The 17,142-nt window shown below is 35.6% G+C and carries 16 protein-coding genes and 1 pseudogene; 8 read left to right on the top strand and 9 right to left on the bottom strand.

Going from position 1 to position 17,142, the window contains the following annotated elements; translation table 11 throughout:
* Nucleotides 1-37 precede the first annotated feature (37 nt).
* The 4 genes from ACFFIS_RS10370 (at nucleotide 38) to ACFFIS_RS10355 (ending at nucleotide 3,234) form a co-directional block, all read left to right on the top strand.
* Complete coding sequence (locus ACFFIS_RS10370; protein WP_390187385.1) at nucleotides 38-982, top strand: ring-cleaving dioxygenase; 945 nt, start codon at nucleotides 38-40, stop codon at nucleotides 980-982.
* A gap of 2 nt (nucleotides 983-984) precedes the next feature.
* Nucleotides 985-2,040: an LLM class flavin-dependent oxidoreductase gene (locus ACFFIS_RS10365; protein ID WP_320378288.1), complete on the top strand. Its 1,056-nt coding sequence runs from the start codon at nucleotides 985-987 to the stop codon at nucleotides 2,038-2,040.
* Nucleotides 2,041-2,050: 10 nt separating this feature from the next.
* The gene (locus ACFFIS_RS10360) at nucleotides 2,051-2,617 is read left to right on the top strand and encodes an NADPH-dependent FMN reductase (RefSeq protein ID WP_320378287.1); all 567 of its coding nucleotides are present in this window, start codon (nucleotides 2,051-2,053) and stop codon (nucleotides 2,615-2,617) included.
* 71 nt (nucleotides 2,618-2,688) lie between these two features.
* Nucleotides 2,689-3,234, top strand: a complete 546-nt coding sequence (locus tag ACFFIS_RS10355) for an NADPH-dependent FMN reductase (RefSeq protein WP_320378286.1) — start codon at nucleotides 2,689-2,691, stop codon at nucleotides 3,232-3,234.
* 129 nt (nucleotides 3,235-3,363) lie between these two features.
* Here the strand turns inward: ACFFIS_RS10355 and ACFFIS_RS10350 are convergent, their stop codons facing one another.
* Together ACFFIS_RS10350 and ACFFIS_RS10345 are read right to left on the bottom strand one after the other, a co-directional pair.
* Nucleotides 3,364-4,431, bottom strand: coding sequence for an NAD(P)H-dependent flavin oxidoreductase (locus ACFFIS_RS10350; RefSeq protein WP_320378285.1), 1,068 nt, complete (start codon nucleotides 4,429-4,431; stop codon nucleotides 3,364-3,366).
* Between the two features lie 132 nt (nucleotides 4,432-4,563).
* Nucleotides 4,564-4,869 carry a hypothetical protein gene (locus tag ACFFIS_RS10345; protein WP_320379727.1) on the bottom strand — a complete coding sequence of 102 codons (306 nt, stop codon included), beginning with the start codon at nucleotides 4,867-4,869 and terminating at the stop codon, nucleotides 4,564-4,566.
* A 367-nt stretch (nucleotides 4,870-5,236) separates the two neighbouring features.
* Between ACFFIS_RS10345 and ACFFIS_RS10340 the strand changes: the two are divergent.
* From ACFFIS_RS10340 to ACFFIS_RS10330, 3 genes and pseudogenes are all read left to right on the top strand, one after another.
* Nucleotides 5,237-6,079: pseudogene (locus tag ACFFIS_RS10340) on the top strand (ComEC/Rec2 family competence protein); the annotation flags it as partial.
* A gap of 324 nt (nucleotides 6,080-6,403) precedes the next feature.
* A complete protein-coding gene (locus ACFFIS_RS10335; protein ID WP_320378284.1) occupies nucleotides 6,404-6,616 on the top strand; it encodes a DUF3006 domain-containing protein in 213 nt (70 codons plus the stop codon).
* Between the two features lie 233 nt (nucleotides 6,617-6,849).
* On the top strand, nucleotides 6,850-7,425 hold the full coding sequence (locus ACFFIS_RS10330; RefSeq protein WP_320378283.1) for a Maf family protein: 576 nt from the start codon (nucleotides 6,850-6,852) through the stop codon (nucleotides 7,423-7,425).
* Nucleotides 7,426-7,573: 148 nt separating this feature from the next.
* Here ACFFIS_RS10330 and ACFFIS_RS10325 read toward each other — a convergent pair whose 3' ends face one another.
* Nucleotides 7,574-8,521 (bottom strand): DUF5692 family protein, encoded by a 948-nt coding sequence (locus tag ACFFIS_RS10325; protein WP_390187381.1) that lies wholly within the window; start codon nucleotides 8,519-8,521, stop codon nucleotides 7,574-7,576.
* 250 nt (nucleotides 8,522-8,771) lie between these two features.
* Here ACFFIS_RS10325 and ACFFIS_RS10320 point away from each other — a divergent pair, with 250 nt between their 5' ends.
* Nucleotides 8,772-9,371, top strand: coding sequence for a TetR/AcrR family transcriptional regulator (locus ACFFIS_RS10320; RefSeq protein WP_390187379.1), 600 nt, complete (start codon nucleotides 8,772-8,774; stop codon nucleotides 9,369-9,371).
* A gap of 294 nt (nucleotides 9,372-9,665) precedes the next feature.
* Here ACFFIS_RS10320 and ACFFIS_RS10315 read toward each other — a convergent pair whose 3' ends face one another.
* The 6 genes from ACFFIS_RS10315 to ACFFIS_RS10290 form a co-directional block, all read right to left on the bottom strand.
* A complete protein-coding gene (locus ACFFIS_RS10315; protein WP_390187378.1) occupies nucleotides 9,666-11,360 on the bottom strand; it encodes a methyl-accepting chemotaxis protein in 1,695 nt (564 codons plus the stop codon).
* A gap of 392 nt (nucleotides 11,361-11,752) precedes the next feature.
* Nucleotides 11,753-12,646, bottom strand: coding sequence for a putative RNA methyltransferase (locus ACFFIS_RS10310; protein ID WP_390187377.1), 894 nt, complete (start codon nucleotides 12,644-12,646; stop codon nucleotides 11,753-11,755).
* A gap of 162 nt (nucleotides 12,647-12,808) precedes the next feature.
* Nucleotides 12,809-13,012 (bottom strand): hypothetical protein, encoded by a 204-nt coding sequence (locus tag ACFFIS_RS10305; protein ID WP_390187506.1) that lies wholly within the window; start codon nucleotides 13,010-13,012, stop codon nucleotides 12,809-12,811.
* Nucleotides 13,013-13,335: 323 nt separating this feature from the next.
* Nucleotides 13,336-14,061 (bottom strand): 3-ketoacyl-ACP reductase, encoded by a 726-nt coding sequence (locus tag ACFFIS_RS10300; RefSeq protein WP_320378276.1) that lies wholly within the window; start codon nucleotides 14,059-14,061, stop codon nucleotides 13,336-13,338.
* A 273-nt stretch (nucleotides 14,062-14,334) separates the two neighbouring features.
* Nucleotides 14,335-15,822, bottom strand: coding sequence for a sodium/proline symporter PutP (putP, locus tag ACFFIS_RS10295; RefSeq protein ID WP_390187375.1), 1,488 nt, complete (start codon nucleotides 15,820-15,822; stop codon nucleotides 14,335-14,337).
* Nucleotides 15,823-16,161: 339 nt separating this feature from the next.
* A complete protein-coding gene (locus ACFFIS_RS10290) occupies nucleotides 16,162-17,028 on the bottom strand; it encodes an Rpn family recombination-promoting nuclease/putative transposase (RefSeq protein ID WP_320378275.1) in 867 nt (288 codons plus the stop codon).
* Nucleotides 17,029-17,142: the final 114 nt, after the last annotated feature.

The raw sequence follows: 17,142 nt of genomic DNA, 5'->3' as shown, positions 1-17,142 counted from the left end.
AATTTCACTTGCATAATCAAAATAAAGGGTGAAGAAATTGTATACTATTCCAGGTCATCATCATATTTCGATGCTAACTAAAAATGCGAAGGAAAATCATTTCTTTTACCATAAAATTTTAGGTTTACGTCGTGTTAAAATGACAGTCAATCAAGATGATCCATCCATGTATCACTTGTTTTACGGTGACCGAACAGGCAGTCCAGGCACAGAATTATCCTTTTTTGAAATGCCATATATCGGACAAACATATCGTGGTACAAATGCCATCACACAAATTGGATTACTCGTGCCATCTCATGAGAGTCTCCTCTACTGGAAAAATCGTTTTGAAAAGTTCCATGTCTCTCATAGCAATATTACAACTTATGCGGATCGACCAGCACTACATTTTGAAGATACAGAGGGTTTACGCATGGTACTTCTAGTTGCAAATGGTGAAAAAGTTGCTCATTGGGAAGCTTGGGAACACGCGATTATTCCAGTTGAACATCAAATTCAAGGCATGGGTACAATCGAAATAACCGTACGCCGCTTAAATAAATTGGCTCGTACTTTAAAGGAAGTCCTTGGCTATACAGAAGTATCTCGAACAGAGGAAGCAGCAATTTTTCAATCCGTTACTGGCGAAGTATTTGGAGAAATTGTGATAAAATCTATGGATGGACCTATTGAAAAACCAGGAAGAGGCAGTATTCATCATGTAGCAATTCGTGCCAGAAATAAAGACGAATTAATTGATTGGGATGAAAGAATCCGCAAACGAGGATTTCAATCTTCCGGTATTATTGATCGGTTTTATTTTCATAGTTTATACTTCCGTGAATCAAATGGCATATTATTTGAAATTGCAACAGATGGGCCTGGATTTACCGTCGATGCAAAAATTGAAGACTTAGGTACAAAATTAACTTTACCTCCGTTCTTAGAGGGGCGCCGTGCAGAAATTGAAGCAAACTTATCACCTTTGGGGGTAGAATAATAATGGAAAAATATCGAATGAACCCATCATCAGGAATGGAATTTGGCCTTTACTCTTTAGGTGATCATATTTTGAACCCGTTAACTGGAACTCGTATTTCTCCACAACAACGGATTCAAGAACTGATAGAGGCTAGTAAATTAGCTGAGCAAGCCGGCATTGATGTATTTGGTGTTGGTGAAAGTCATCAAACATACTTTACATCACAAGGTCATTCCGTTATTTTAGGTGCGATAGCACAAGCAACAGAAAAGATTAAAATTACAAGTTCCGCTACTGTATTAAGTGTGTTGGATCCTGTGCGAGTCTATGAGGATTTTGCAACGATAGATTTAATTTCAAATGGTCGTGCAGAAATTATCGCTGGTCGTGGCTCACGGGTAGGTGCATATCAACTACTTGGTGTTGACTTGCAAGATTACGAAGAAATTTTCGAGGAAAAGTTAGAACTCTTAAAACAAATCAATGACGAAGAACGCGTATCGTGGCAAGGGAAGTTTCGTGCCCCATTACAAAATGCCGAGATTTTACCACAACCTCAAAATGGTTTCTTACCAATTTGGCGTGCTGTAGGTGGGCCTCCAGCAAGTGCGATAAAAGCGGGTCATATGGGGATTCCCATGATGCTTACTACTTTAGGTGGACCAGCGATGAACTTCAAACAATCTGTTGATATTTATCGAGAAACAGCACAAAACAGTGGTTTCGATCCTTCTACTTTACCAATTGGGACAACAAGTCTTTTCTATGTAGCGGATACAACAAAAGAAGCATTACAAGGAATGTACCCTCATCTAAATGTCGGGTTTCAAGCAATTCGTGGTGCAGGTTATCCAAAACAACATTTTGCCCAATCTACTGATTACCGTGACGCACTCATGGTCGGAAGTAAAGAATTAATTATTGAGAAACTCCTTTATCAATTTGAGTTATATGGCATGCAACGCTTTATGGCACAAATCGACTTTGGTGGAGTCCCTTTTGATAAGATAATGAAAAATATTGAAATGATTGGACAGGACATCATTCCTGCAATCAAAAAACATACATCACAATGAGGAGGCCAAAATGAAAATCGTCGCCTTATCTGGATCCATTGTGGGATCGAAGACAAAAACATCCATGAAAAAAGTCGTGGAAATGTTTACGCAAAAGTATCCTGAACATGACATACAACTATTGGATTTAGCAGATTATCATATACAATTTAGTGATGGACGAATTTATCATGAATACGGGGGTGACACCAAATACGTTGCTGAAGTAATGATGGCTGCTGATGCGATGATAATTGGTACACCGATATTTCAAGCGTCCATTCCGGCAACCTTAAAAAATATTTTTGATTTGTTACCTGTTCATGCATTTCGTGATAAAGTAGCTAGCATTGTTGTCACTGCAGGGACACCGAAACACTTTTTAGTTGTAGAACAACAACTTAAGCCAATATTAGCCTATATGGAAGCACATATTGTACCCAAGTATGCTTTTATAGAAGAACAAGACTTTTTAAAAGGTGAAATTATAAATGACGATGTTCTATTTCGCATCGAACGTCTCATAGAAGATACGATATTAACAGCAGATGCATTCCAATCTATACGTGAAAAGCAAGATGCTAAATATGACTTTTAAATAACAAGAAATCTGTCACTCTTTTTTACAAAAAACAAACAAAAAAACCATCATATTGGAGGAATTACACCATGAAAATAGTAGCAATTGTAGGAAGTATACGTAAAGAATCTTATAACCTGAAATTAGCACAATATATCCAAAATAGATATCAAGAAAAAATTGAAGTTGAAATTGCAGACATTAAGGATCTACCATTTTATGATCAAGATATGGAACTAAATCCACCTGCAACTGTAACTGCATTTAAGACAAAAGTAAAAGAAGCAGATGCTGTACTATGGCTAACACCAGAATACAACTACTCTATTCCGGGAGTATTAAAAAATGCCATCGATTGGCTATCCCGTATTGACAAAGTGATGATTGGTAAACCTTCATGGATTGTAGGTGCATCAATGGGTTTACTAGGAACAGTCCGTGCGCAACAGCATTTACGTGATATTTTATTCTCTGCAGGTGTTTCCTCTCCACTTCTACCTGGAAATGAAGTGTACCTTGGACTTGTACATGAGAAAATGGATGAGGCAGGCCAATTAACCCATGAGCCTACTATTCAATTCTTAGATACTGTCGTAAATAATTTCATCGCTTGGTATGAAAAACAAGCGAAGTAAGCCAATTTGTTAGAACACAAATTTTAAACTTAGAATAAAGAAAACCACCCTGAACTTTTTTGAGGTACAGTTTCATTACCTCACTGTGCTGGGTGGTTTTTTATGTAAAAGTAATCTATTATCCTCGATTTATATTAATTCCTTTGCTTCTGCCATTATATCTTCTATTAGTCGTTTAGCTGCATAACTCTTTGCTAATCTAGGACTTTGCCCTGACCAAAGGGACATAAAGGCTTGGTTATTTTTTGTACTTGCAGCTTTCCTAATATCTTTGGTTAAGTCATTTTGAATAGGAAAACTTGGGAAAAGCGATTCGTGTTCTCTCATATCATGGATAAATTTATTTTCTATTCCTCTAGCCCATTTACCTGAAAATGAACGTGTTAAAACAGTTTGATCTTCTTTAGCCTGAAGAATAGCAGCCTTATGATTCTCGTTTGCCCCACTTTCTATACAAGTTAAAAATGCCGTTCCCATTTGAACAGCCTTTGCACCAAGGCAGTGTGCAGCAATTAGACCTCTTCCGTCCATGATTCCACCAGCTGCAATAACAGGAATGTTTACATGATCAACTACTTGTGGAATCATTGACATGAGACCGATTGATCCCTCACCTTCCTTTATAAAATCCCCTCGATGACCACCCGCTTCACTTCCCTGTACAACGACAATATCAAACCCACTTTTTTCGATTACTTGTGCCTCTTGAACAGTACAGGCGGTGCCAATTAAAATAATGTTGTGTTTTTTTAATTCAGCTATGATTTCTTCAGAAGGAATACCAAAAGTAAAAGAGCAAATTGGAACACGTTCCTCTATTACAACACGTACTTGTTCATAAAACTTTTGACGTACTTCTTGAAAATCGGATAATGGTGTCGTTTTATTATTTCCGAGTTGCAATTGCTCACGAATAGGATGGAGTACATGATTTGAGAAATTCACTTCATCTTCTACCATATCAAATTCACTCGGAACAAATAAATTTACTCCGAATGACTTACTTGTTAATGTTTTTATTTCCCTCATTTGCTCCCGTATCTGAGCGGGTGTCATATAGCCTGCTCCAACCATACCTAAACCGCCTGCATTTGAAACTTCCGCGACTAACTTTGAAGTTGTAATACCCCCAGCCATCGGTGCTTGTATGATTGGATATGTTATTTTCAATTGTTCCGTTATGATATTATTTAGCATGACGTTACTCCTCGTATATTATATTTGAGCCTTGTTTTTGGCTTATCTTTTCTTCTTTTCTAACTTCCTTGTAACCCCCTACCTTTCATTCCAGGCGGACGCTTCCCGTGGGCACTGCTCAATCCTCCTCGCTCACAAAAAACGTTCGCTGTGGGGTCTCGAGACTCGTACTTTTCCCACTGGAGACCTAACAGGAGAAATGAGTTGAATATGCGACTCATCTCCAATTGGCCGTAATAAAATAGGTCGCATGGAACCACCTAAACCTAAACTGACCTCTTCTTTCTTTATTGCTTTTAAAGCCTCTTTCATAAAGTTCCCATCAACAGTTACACTTAATGTTTCATCACCAGATATACTTTTCACTTGCTGTATTTCTTCTATCTCGCCCATTTCAAAGGATCTCGAGGAAATTTTGATCTTTGATTTACTATCTATTTGAATTTTTATGTTGTTATTTTTCCATTCACTTGCAAATATGCTTGCCCTCGCAAAGGAAACGTTACTTTAGATGATACGGCTTGATTAATTTTAAATTCCATTTGCTATCCTCTCGCTCCCTATTCATTCGTTTGTTTCATTCATACCGCGCTTGCATTGGTATGGATTCCAGAAATATCCTTCAGATTCTATTAACATTTTATCATATATCCTTAATACCTTATTCAGTATTTTTATATAAGGCATAATATTTTGCGTAAGGGGGAGGAGATTCCTAGTAAAAAAATCCTGTTTTCAATAAAAAAGTTATATAATTCTCATGGAGAAAGGAGTAAAATTACTTTAGAAGACAGGAGGAGAATAGATGAAAGCAAAAATATTTAAATTTACATCAGCCCTTTTTTTAGCAATTATACTTATATTAAATGGTTCTGTACCTACTACTCAAGCCGCAACGAAAGAAATGAAAGTACATTTTATCGATGTTGGACAGGGAGACGCCATTTACATAAAAACAGCTGCAGGGCAAAACATTATCATTGATGGTGGGAATAAAAATGGTAGTAAGGTCGTTTCTTATCTTAAAAAGCAAAAGGTGAAAAAAATTGACGTCATGATTGCAACACATCCAGACGCCGATCATATAGGTGGTCTAGATGATATTTTACGGGCTTTTAAAGTAAAATCAGTCTATGCACCAAAAGTAAGCCATACTACAAAAGTGTATAAAGAATTTTTAACTGCTGTAAAAAAAGAAGGTCTTAAAATTAAAACAGCTAAAAAGGGGGTAAAAATACCTTTAAAAGGCGTAAATGCAAAATTTGTCGCACCCGTTAAAACTTACGCTAAAAATGATTTAAATAATTGGAGTGCAGTTTTACATGTGACTTATGGCAAAAAATCCTTTTTATTTACTGGGGATGCCGAAACTAAGTCAGAAACCGATATGGTAAAATCAAAACAAACATTAAAAGCAGATGTCATAAAAGTTGGCCACCACGGGGCTAAAACATCAACTAGTTCGTCATTACTGAAAGCAGTAAAACCTACTTATGCAATCATTAGCGTTGGAAAAGGCAATAAGTATGGTCATCCAACTTCAACGGTATTAAAGAGATTGGAAAAGTCCAAAATAAAAGTATTGCGAACGGATAAACAGGGAACAATCATTGCAACTACAAATGGAAAGACGCTCAAGTTTAATAAAAAACCAACATCCAAAAGTAGTAAGCCAGCTCCAGCAAAAGTTGCGCAATATAAATTAACAGCAAGTTTAAATACAACTAAACCTAAGCAATACAGCACAATCCATGTTACGACAAAAGGGTTACCAAAAGGGACAGCATATAAAGCTACTTTTCATTATAAGAGTACCAAAACTACTTATAATGGAAAGGTTGGAAAAGATTTACCTGTTAAAATTAGCCGAGCGGCAAAAGGTTATAAAGTAAAAATTGACATTTCAGCTAAATACAAAGGAAAAACATACAAAACGCAAACTTCTTTCGTACCAAAATAGGAGGGAGAAATTTTGAAAGGAATCATTGATCGTTTCGAAGGCAATATTGTTGTGGTTGAAATTGATGGGGTGACGAATGATTTTCCTAAGTCACTTTTTCCAAAAAATACTTCCGTAGGCGATATTGTAGAAATAAAAGGTGAACATGTTAGCATATTAAAAGATGAAACAGAAAAACGCCGGAAGGAAATTGAAGAGCTAATGGACGAGGTATGGGAAGATTGATAATAGACTTCCATCAGCGTTTCAATTATGCCCATGCATTGGAACTAGCATGATTGTAAACGGCTTTTCAATAAAATATGTAAATTTGCTCTAACTGCGTCCTCATTGTGAGAAACAACTTACAATAAGGGCGCATCTTTTGTTATCCCTTCCTCCTTTACAAAGGATTATTTGCTATCATTATCATATGAATATAAAATTAAAGTATTTAAATGCGTAAGGAGGAAATATTTTTGGCAAAAAAGCTTATCCTTGCATCTTCTTCACCAAGAAGACAAGAACTTTTGAATCAAGCGCAGATTCCCTTTACAGTGAGAAAGGCAGATACAAATGAATCCCAAATTACAACAAATATTCTTACAGATAAAGTAACACAGTTAGCAATGTTAAAAGGGCGGGAAGTATCATTTATGGATGATCAAGAAGTCATACTTTCAGCTGATACTGTTGTCTCATTCAATCAACAAATATATGGCAAGCCGAAGAATAAAAAAGAAGCTATACAAATGCTTGCTTCTTTAAGTGGAAATGTACACGATGTATACACTGGGGTCACAATCCGTTCGATTACGGATGAATTAACTTTCGTAGAACGAACCAAGGTTGAGTTTTGGCCATTAGAAAAAGGTGAAATAGAAAAATACGTCTCCTCAGAAGAACCATACGACAAAGCTGGTGCATATGGTATTCAAAGTTTGGGAGCATTGTTTGTAAAACAAATCGTCGGAGATTACTATAATGTTGTCGGATTACCGATTTCACGAGTCACAAGAGAGTTAAGAAAATTTGATGTGTATTCCTTGAATTAAGAAATGAAACTGGCCATTACTTTTGACTTTTTATTTGTGCTGACATAAACACGCATATATTAAAATAGGGATGAAGCTTGAGTGGTATCATCCCTATTTTATGTTTAACAAATATTATTGTATTTATATCATGAGATGGATCCCTATACTAACCAACAGTAGCGCTTTCATTCATTGGTTCCTCACGTAATGCTGCAATCTCCTGGTATTCCTTTGTATCTTTCCATAGTTCGTCTTTCAAAGGATGGAGTCGATATTTAACAATCCGTGTAACTTGCCATACAGCAAGGACTACGTTTAATGCTAAACTTATTAGTGCAATTGTCCAGTTTGCTGCAGGATTATAGGAAACACTCACATTAAATGTACTTCCCACTGCAAAAAAGTATGGCATAGTCATTACCCACATCATCCAAAAGGCAAGTGTTTGCGCACGGTTTTGCATCCAAGTACCTTTTGCCCATAGAAGTGCTGGTACGGTAGCAGCTATATTTAAAGCAACCCCTGAATAAAAAGCATTTCCTGGTGCACATGCGTAAACATAAGCGATATTCCAAGCACCATACGCAATAATCCATAATTTTGTTTGGTCAGGCCATAGCATATCTTTTTTCTTACCTGAAGTTGCAAATATTCCAACCCAACCACATATTAATAGAAGGTTTAAGATTCCGGCAATCGCATTAACATAATTCCAACCACCCGAGATATAATACATGCCATCTACTATTCCTTCAAACCCCATCACACCAACTTGAAATTCACGGATAACTGCTTCTGCAATATTAATTGCTAATATTGCCGGAACGAGAACAAGGTACCATGGATGTTTTTTATGAAAATTTGTAAATCGAATTACCATATAGATCAAACATCCAGCTAATGCTGAATAAACTTTTACCCAATGGAACCATGAGGTAAGTTCAGATTCTGCCATAAAGTACCAAATAGGTGTTAATATGACCGGCAAAACCATGAACATAAGTACGCTCCCCCACTTACTTGCACGAACAACTTCATTTAAACCGATAAGTAGACCAAAGACGACAAACCACATTAAAACGTTGTACCAAGGAATTGATTCAAAAAAGAACATGACATACCTCTCCTTTCATTTTATGTAATTTTCAAAGCTAAGACGAGACAAGTCATACAAAAATAAAATTGCAAATATAAAGTAACGAGTATTTCATGGACATAACGAACGTTCGGTATGTCCTTGTGAAAAGTATAACAAACTTTTCTGTTACTGTCAATTGCCCGTGAAGCTGGCTCTAGTCCTTCCGTAAAATCATTTTGCTTGTTTGTGATATAATGAATTATCATACATAGGGAGGAGCAATAATATGAGCATAGATGGCAAAACAAAAATTTTAGAAGCTGCAAGAACGATCATTATTGAACATGGTATTCAAGGCGCAACAATCCGTGGTATCGCTGAACAGGCTGGCGTAAGTACGGGTGCCATTTATCATTATTACAGCTCAAAAGAAGCAATTTTATATGACGTGATGGACGAAGGTCTAAGTGAAATAAAAAGAATTGCAACTGTTTCACTTGAAGATGAGTTACAAAATATCATTCAAGAAATATTTGAGGGGATGCAAGAACGTTTTAAAAAGGATGCTGAAAATCGACTACAATTTTATTTAGCTCATGAAGCAATGTTAGGTAATGAAGAACTCCAGCATAAATTCAAGGAAAAATATGAGGATTGGATTAATCGACTAGAAGCGATATTTGTTCAGGCATACAATGCCAGAAAAGGCCCACTCACAAAGGCCGTAGCAACTTGGACAATGGCGGGAATTGATGGGATGGTTCTTCAAATCTTACTTCATACTGACACCGTCGATTTAACACATGTCAATCAAGTATTAGAGTTTCTTTTAAATGAAGGTTTCTCACACTTTTTTAAAGTGATCCATAAAACACCAGACAAATAAAATACGCTATTTGTACACTAGAATAGAAAACAAACCAGTACCTATTTTTGCACTGAGATGAATTGTGATATTCCTCTTTTGTATGAAGTGTTTCGTTAAGCCTTTGAATATGCATCAATTAACTTTATCGCGATTTACCATTAAATGAGTTTAAAATTACGTATTACTATCGTTACTATTTATACAAAGCAAAATTGGCAGGCATGAGTCCGGTCTTCATCCCGTATTCACACCAGCCAAATTGCTGTTTAATATAAGTAAATGCTAAATAACACAATCTTTCTAAACTATTTCTTATAATTTAAATTTGCTTACAAGATTATTTAACTCCTCAGACATATTAGATAGCTGTCCAGAACTTTCAGCTACTTCATCCATTGAACCGTTAACCTGCTGTACAGATGCCGCTGTTTGTTCAACTCCAGCCGCAGCCTGTTCTGACACAGATGCTATCTCTTCTATTGCCCCATTCATTTTCTGACTATTAGTCGCCATTTCAGAGAGATTCTTTGTTACGCTATGAATACTTTGTACCATTTCCGTAACAGCTGAACTAATTTCATTAAATGTTTCGCCTGTCGTTTCAATTTGAGTAGTACCCTTTTCAACCTCGATATATCCATTATTTAGTGAGTTAGCAACTAGGTCCGTATCAGTCTGTATATTTGCTACAATCTTTGTAATATCCTGAACAGACAAAGCAACTTGTTCGGCCAATTTCCTTACCTCTTCAGCCACAACTGCAAACCCTTTACCATGCTCGCCTGCTCTAGCAGCTTCAATTGCCGCATTTAAGGCCAATAGATTTGTTTGATCGGCAACATCTTTAATAACCAAAACAAGCTTTGAAATCTCCTGTGATTGTTTATCAAGGTTTTGCATCTTTTCTACTGCATCTTTCACGATAATATCTATCTTCTTCATTTGTTCCGTTGACGATCTCATAAGCTCGCTTCCATTCGTCGTCATATCTAGTACTCTACTGGAATTTTCTTGTATACTATCTCCATTTTCATTCGCTTCTTCTACTTTATTTATAAATGTTCCCATAATCGAAGCTAAATCACTTGCACTATTCGCCTGTGTTTCAGAGCCTGTCGCTAATTCCTCCATTGTGATTGCAACTTGTTCTGTTCCCGTCTTCACTTCATTTGCAGACTGCATCAATTCCTCACTATGACTTGAAACAGTTTCAGATACTGTATATATTTCATTTAATAACGTTCTCGTATTTTTTGTCATTTCATTTGTTGCATTTACCAGTTGACCAATTTCATCATTAGATTGAAGTTGTAATAATTCCTCACTAAGATTTCCAGTGGCAATGGTTCTCATTTTGTTTTTTACAGCATTAATAGGTTTTGAGATAACTCTAGCAGTTTTGAACGACACAATAACAGCAAGTAAGAATACTAATATCGTGATGGCTATATCTATTCCTAAAGAAACTCTTCCATAATTCTTCGTCATCTTCCCTGTCTTAGCAATAGCAGTTTCCCTTAAGGAGGTCATCTCTTTAAAACCACTAAGAATTTCATCTTCCAGTGGCTTTACCTCATCCGTCATTATTTTCATAGCTTTTTCTTTATTTCCAGTATCATATTGCTCAAATACTTGATTTAATTTTTCTCCCCATATTCCTCTCTTTTCCATCAATTGCTTCACTTTTTCAGAGTTGCTTTGTTTCAAGATTTCCTCTTCAAGCTGAATACTAGCTTCAATTGAATTGTCAAATTCCTTCTTCAACTCTGGATCCCCATATAGTAAATATCCGCGCGCTAATGACGTTCTCTCTGCCATATCCAATGCAATCTTTTCATCTGAGATTAAAAGCGGAAGTTGTTGATCCACAATTTCACTCGTATTACTGTTTAACGCCTTAATCGCAAGATAATTATATCCACCAAGTAGGAAAACTAAAACTAATACGATTGAAAAGCTAAACATGATTTTTTTACGTATACTATCTAATTGAAATAATCTTTTCATTTGATACACCTCTCATTTTTTATTTTTGAAATATGAAGCGAGAAACGTAATAAATATATTGGCTCATGGAGAATGACAGACAACAACCTTCCTATCCTCATACTTATCATGTAACTCCAGTACTTTTAACAGATAAAATATAGGTACTTAACCTAATATCGGAAAACATTTTTTATATTTTAAGCTTATAGCAAATGTTTTAATATTTACTTTATATTTCATCATTTTGTCTGGAGCTAAGATCTAGCCCTTTTGCGCATTACAACAAATCTACAATAAAAAAAAGATCCTTGTTTAATTACAAAGATCGTCGTTAAAAAGTCCTTCTATAATACATATCTATTTAAATAGCCATCGTCTCACATCTTCAACGTTAGTTAGAGGGGATTAGATCACCTATTTTCGCTTTCTCCATTATTTATCCCAACCAAAATGTCTAAGTCAATTGTAATATCTCTAAAATCTTGATTTAAAAATGTTGCTATTTTTGCTTCATCCGAATTCCATGCAAGTGGGGACATATGTACTAAATTTATTAATTCTGCTTTACTTAACTTTTTTGTATAGTTTAGTTTTATCTGGTTCACTAGATCAAAATGCGTTTGAAAAAGTGATACAGTTTTATCATTTTCATACGATTCCTTATCAGTCTTCCCGAATATCTCATCCCGCAATTCCTTTAGATAATGCGTGCGTGGAACTACCTTTATCATCAATCCACCCGGGGCCAAAATTCTTTTAAACTCTTTATAATTTGCAGGCGAAAGGAAATTTAATACAGTTTGAAGCGATTGATCTGTAAATGGTGAACTTGCTAAATCACCAACAAGCCAAATCATTGATTCTTTATGGTTTCTCGCAGCTAATGCAATTCCTTCTTTTGAAATGTCTAATCCAATTCCAGTTATTTTATCATCTTTACATTCGTTCACGATCTGTTGTAAATGCGAACCTTCTCCACAACCAGCATCGAAAATTCTAATAGACTCTTCCTTACCATTCACATGTTTCCTCATAACTTCTGAAATCTTTTTATGTACCTCTGTATACAATTTACTCTCGGCGATAATTTTATGTCTTGCCGCAAACAATTGTTTATCATAATGGCTCTTCACTGGTCGCGCCATCATATTCACATATCCTTGTTTTGCAAAATCATATGTATGATTGTTTGTACAAATCAAGCTTTTTAAATCTACTACCTTTATTGGACTTTTACAGAGTGGACACTGAAATACATCTTCCATTCTATTCACCATTTGTGCGCTTCTCTCTTTACTTGTCATACGCTTCCTAATCCTCTCAATCATACACATTTTGCATGTACTTTATAATAGCTTCATCATCATTTGAATATCTATACTTTAACTCGTATACAACAGCAGATTTTGCATATTTTCTAAACAACAACTCATCACAGAAATAACACCTGCTACTTTCACAACTACTTAGACAATATCAAATAAATCACTTACTAATCTACCTATACCTCTTAACGACCAAAATATCAATCTAAATGGAAATAAGATTAACTCAGGTATCCAAAATAACACATCTAAAATAAAATCCCAAAATGTATAAGAATCATCACGTTTTTTGCTTTTCCGGGTCTTTTCCTTTTTTCTCTTCCACCAATCCCTCAATAACGTCACCTCTCTCGTTATACAATCCAAAACAATACATAGTAAACTCATTTATTTCCATTACTTCATTTTCTTATAGTTGTTATTACTTTTAGTACGATTTACCTTAGGATTATGTTTCACTCATTGAATGTAACAAAAATCAATCGCAATCTTTACTAAGATGAAGCTTTAAATAAAGACCGTTGTTTATTTCCACACTATTTTCTACGTTTGATATGAATTGGGATAATCACAAAAAAATAGCATACCAATGAAGATGTTAATTGGCATACTATTTTTTAGCGATTGCATAACTGGTATTCCTTCTTAATGAAACACCAAGTTTTTATTTAGAATGGGTTGGTTGCGATTAGACTCGCAGTTTTGAGATAAATTCGTGGATGTAATTTTAATTGGGCAATGATGAATTCTGCAATATCTTCTGGTTGCATATATTTTTCATCATCATTTGCTTCAATTAATTTCAAATCTAATGCAAGGTCTGTTGCTACAGTACTAGGAGTTAATGCTGTTACACGGATGTTATTTCTTCGTACTTCCTGTGCCAATGATTCCGTTAATCCAATTACGCCAAATTTAGAAGCACTGTATGCGCTAGCTGTAGCTGCACCACCTAATCCATTCGTAGACGAGATATTAATGATATCTCCACTATTTTTTTCTATTAATTGTGGTAAAACTGCACGTGTAACATAATATGGTCCCATTAAATTGACGTCAATGATCCGTTTCCATTCTTCCGGATCCATTTCTAGAAGTGTTTCAAACTTCCCAATACCTGCATTATTAATTAAAATATCAGCCTTTCCTAATTCTGAAGTAACTTTTTGAATAGCTTGTTCTACTTGTTCTTGTGATGAAACATCAACAGAAGAATAAGCAGCCTTTGAACCAAGTTTTTCTACCTCAGTTGCGACGAGCTTTAAATCTGCTTCCGTTCGTGCAAGTAAACCTACATGGACACCTTCAGCTGCTAAGGCCAATGCTACCGCTCTACCAACACCTTTTCCTGCACCTGTAATGATGGCAACTTTTCCTTTTAAGGATTGTACCAAAATAAACAACTCCTTTCCGTTATTACTATTTTATTATGGACCGATTCCGCAACAAATCTCTAACATTATGCTTAATCATACGGCTGATTCCCCAAAAAACGCCCTCTTCAAACATTAAAAAGACAAGTTCCACATCAAGATATTTTCCGATTTAGTCACGCTTATCCTTTTTGAAGTCGCTCAAGGTAAAGTAGCCATACGTACAATAGAAAAGATGACCTTGCTTGCATACAAAAAAGGTCATCTTTTCTCCCGCAAATTATCTTATTCCCATTACTTTTCTCTTTCCAATAACTCCAAAGTCTCATTAAACTCAGTTTCAATTTCTACATTTTGTTTATACGTGACAAGACTCACGATAACCGTCACAATCAAACTTAACGCAAATCCAGGAACGATTTCATATAAAAGACCAGATAGAAATTTTGAGTTTCCCCAAATGATAACTGTAATAGCACCCACTACCATTCCACTAAGCGTTCCAGTAGTAGTAATTTTTCTCCAATAAAGTGATAATAAAATTGCTGGGCCAAATGATGCACCAAAACCTGCCCAGGCGAATGCTACAAGATCTAAAATCGTCTCATTTTTTGTCCAGGCAAAGAATAAGGCAGCCATTGCAACGATTAAAATAGAAACTCTCCCCAATAGTACATACCTTGCTTCAGATGCATTCTGCTTCACAACAGCTTTGTATAAATCCTCGACTAGCGCAGATGAAGTAACAATGAGCTGAGAAGATATTGTACTCATTACTGCTGCTAACACAGCAGCAAGTACGATTCCTGCAATAAATGGATGAAATACCACTTGTCCCATTACAATAAAAACAGCTTCTGGGTCCGCAAGTGAAGAGCTCGGATTTTGCTGAAAATAGGCAACGCCAATTAAAGCAATCAAAATCGCACCTAAAAGGGAAAGAAACATCCAACCAATTCCAATTCTTCTCGCTTGCTTCGTCTCTTTTACAGACTTGATTGCCATAAATCGAACGATAATATGAGGCTGTCCAAAGTAACCTAATCCCCATGCAACAGATGAAATAATGCCAGCAGTAGTTGTACCTGCAAATAAACTTAATAATTTAGGATCAACAGCTTGTATGGAATTAACCGTTTCCGATACGCCACCTGTTAAATAAATTGCAAAAGTCGGGACAAGGATGAGTGCTAAAAACATGATTAAACCTTGGACAAAATCAGTATAACTAACTGCAAGAAATCCACCGAATAACGTATAGGCAATAACGACTGCAGACACAATCAGTAAGCCAGTATGATAGCTCAATCCAAATGAGTTTTCAAAAAAGACCCCGCCTGCTACCATTCCCGAAGATACATAAAACGTGAAGAAAACAAGTATAATAATGCCTGACACAATACGAATTATTTTTGAATTATCTTTTAACCGATTATCTAAGTAACTTGGAATTGTTATCGAATCATTTGAAACTTGTGTATAAGTACGAAGCCGTGGTGCAACAAACAACCAATTTAAATACGCTCCGATTGTTAAACCGATTGCTAACCATACTTCACCAAGACCGTAGACATAAATAGCACCTGGTAACCCCATTAATAACCAGCCAGACATATCTGCTGCCCCAGCACTAAGCGCTGTAACCGCAGGACCTAAAGACCGTCCCCCTAGCATATAATCATGCAAGTTTGATACACGTCGATATGCATACCAACCAATAACTAGCATTCCTGCCATATAAATGAATATGGCAATGAGTTGATAAATTTCATTAGTCGACATATCTTCCCACCTCATTTTAGATTTAAATCATAACTTAATGGCTCCTCCATCTTTGCATCCATGATACAAAGTAAAAAAGCGTCTCATCTAGAAGGCGCTTTCAGTCATTATATAATGATAGTTTACATTGCACATCTTATTAACGTCAATTAATCTAATATTACGCAAAAAAATATATCACAAACTAGCTGCTACATCTGAGGAAGGATATTATCCTATAAAGGGAACCAAATCAGTTGTTTTTTCCCTTTCACTAATGATTTTAGTTGGACAAATCGAACGCTTACTGACTGCTAATCCCACTACATCATTTTCATCTCATTTTGATTGGACATTATCTCACGCTTGATTGGATGATTCCTCATCTAAAATCCATTTCAAACGGGATTCATAAGCACGAATTCCTTTTTCTGTCACACTTAAATTTCTCCAGCGCACTAGTGCGGAATATAAGATTTTATCATGCATTGCAATCTCTCTTAATGTTTTATAAATATCCTCATGCACTACTCCTTTGCGCCCGTCAACCATGCCTAATATTAACAACCAGCGAACAAAAACATCATTCCATGGATACAGCTTTTCCCTCTTCCAATCTCTTAATAGCTTTGGCATTTCAATAAAATGAACTTCCACCTCATTTGTCAATCTGAATTTATCTCTATCTTCATACAAATGATATATTGTATGGAACCGTTCGGTTTGATCAAATATATGTTCATTTAGAATATGAATCGATACCACTGGTAGTATCTCATTATCATTCATGCTCTTTCTAAATGATTTAGCATATAACCTAGACCAATAGAAAAGTGAATGCTTCACTATATTATTTTTATTTGGAAATTGAATCTCTATACTAATCTCTTCACTTTGCTCTGTTTCAACTAGTAAATTTAAAGTCGACAATTTTTCATCTGTGTACTCATAACTAGCTTCTGTATTTAGACAAATAATATTTATTATTCGACTTCTATCCGCTTTTTGTAAAAAAGCATTCAAAAATGCAATAATGATATGCTTATTCTCTTCACTACCAAATAATTGCTTAAATGCATAATCTATTTTCAAATCCATCAACTTATTTAGTGCCATATCTTCTTGTTGCCATCTACTAGCAGTTTTTTTATGATAGTTTGCGAAGTCCTCATTCATGATGTTGAGTGGATTAAAAGAATACGCATATCGTAATTGAACTTGTGCCACAACAAACACTTCCTTTGTTTTTTGTGGAGACTTTTCTATGATGAACATCTATTCATAGTATAGCAAAACCGCATAACAGAAACAAGTGTTCTATATTTGGGTTATTAGCTTAAG

Source organism: Paracerasibacillus soli (genome assembly GCF_042432965.1).
GTDB classification, from domain to species: Bacteria; Bacillota; Bacilli; order Bacillales; family Amphibacillaceae; genus Paracerasibacillus; species Paracerasibacillus soli.
Note: the sequence above shows the minus strand (reverse complement) of the source record. Positions and strands in the feature narration are given on the sequence as shown.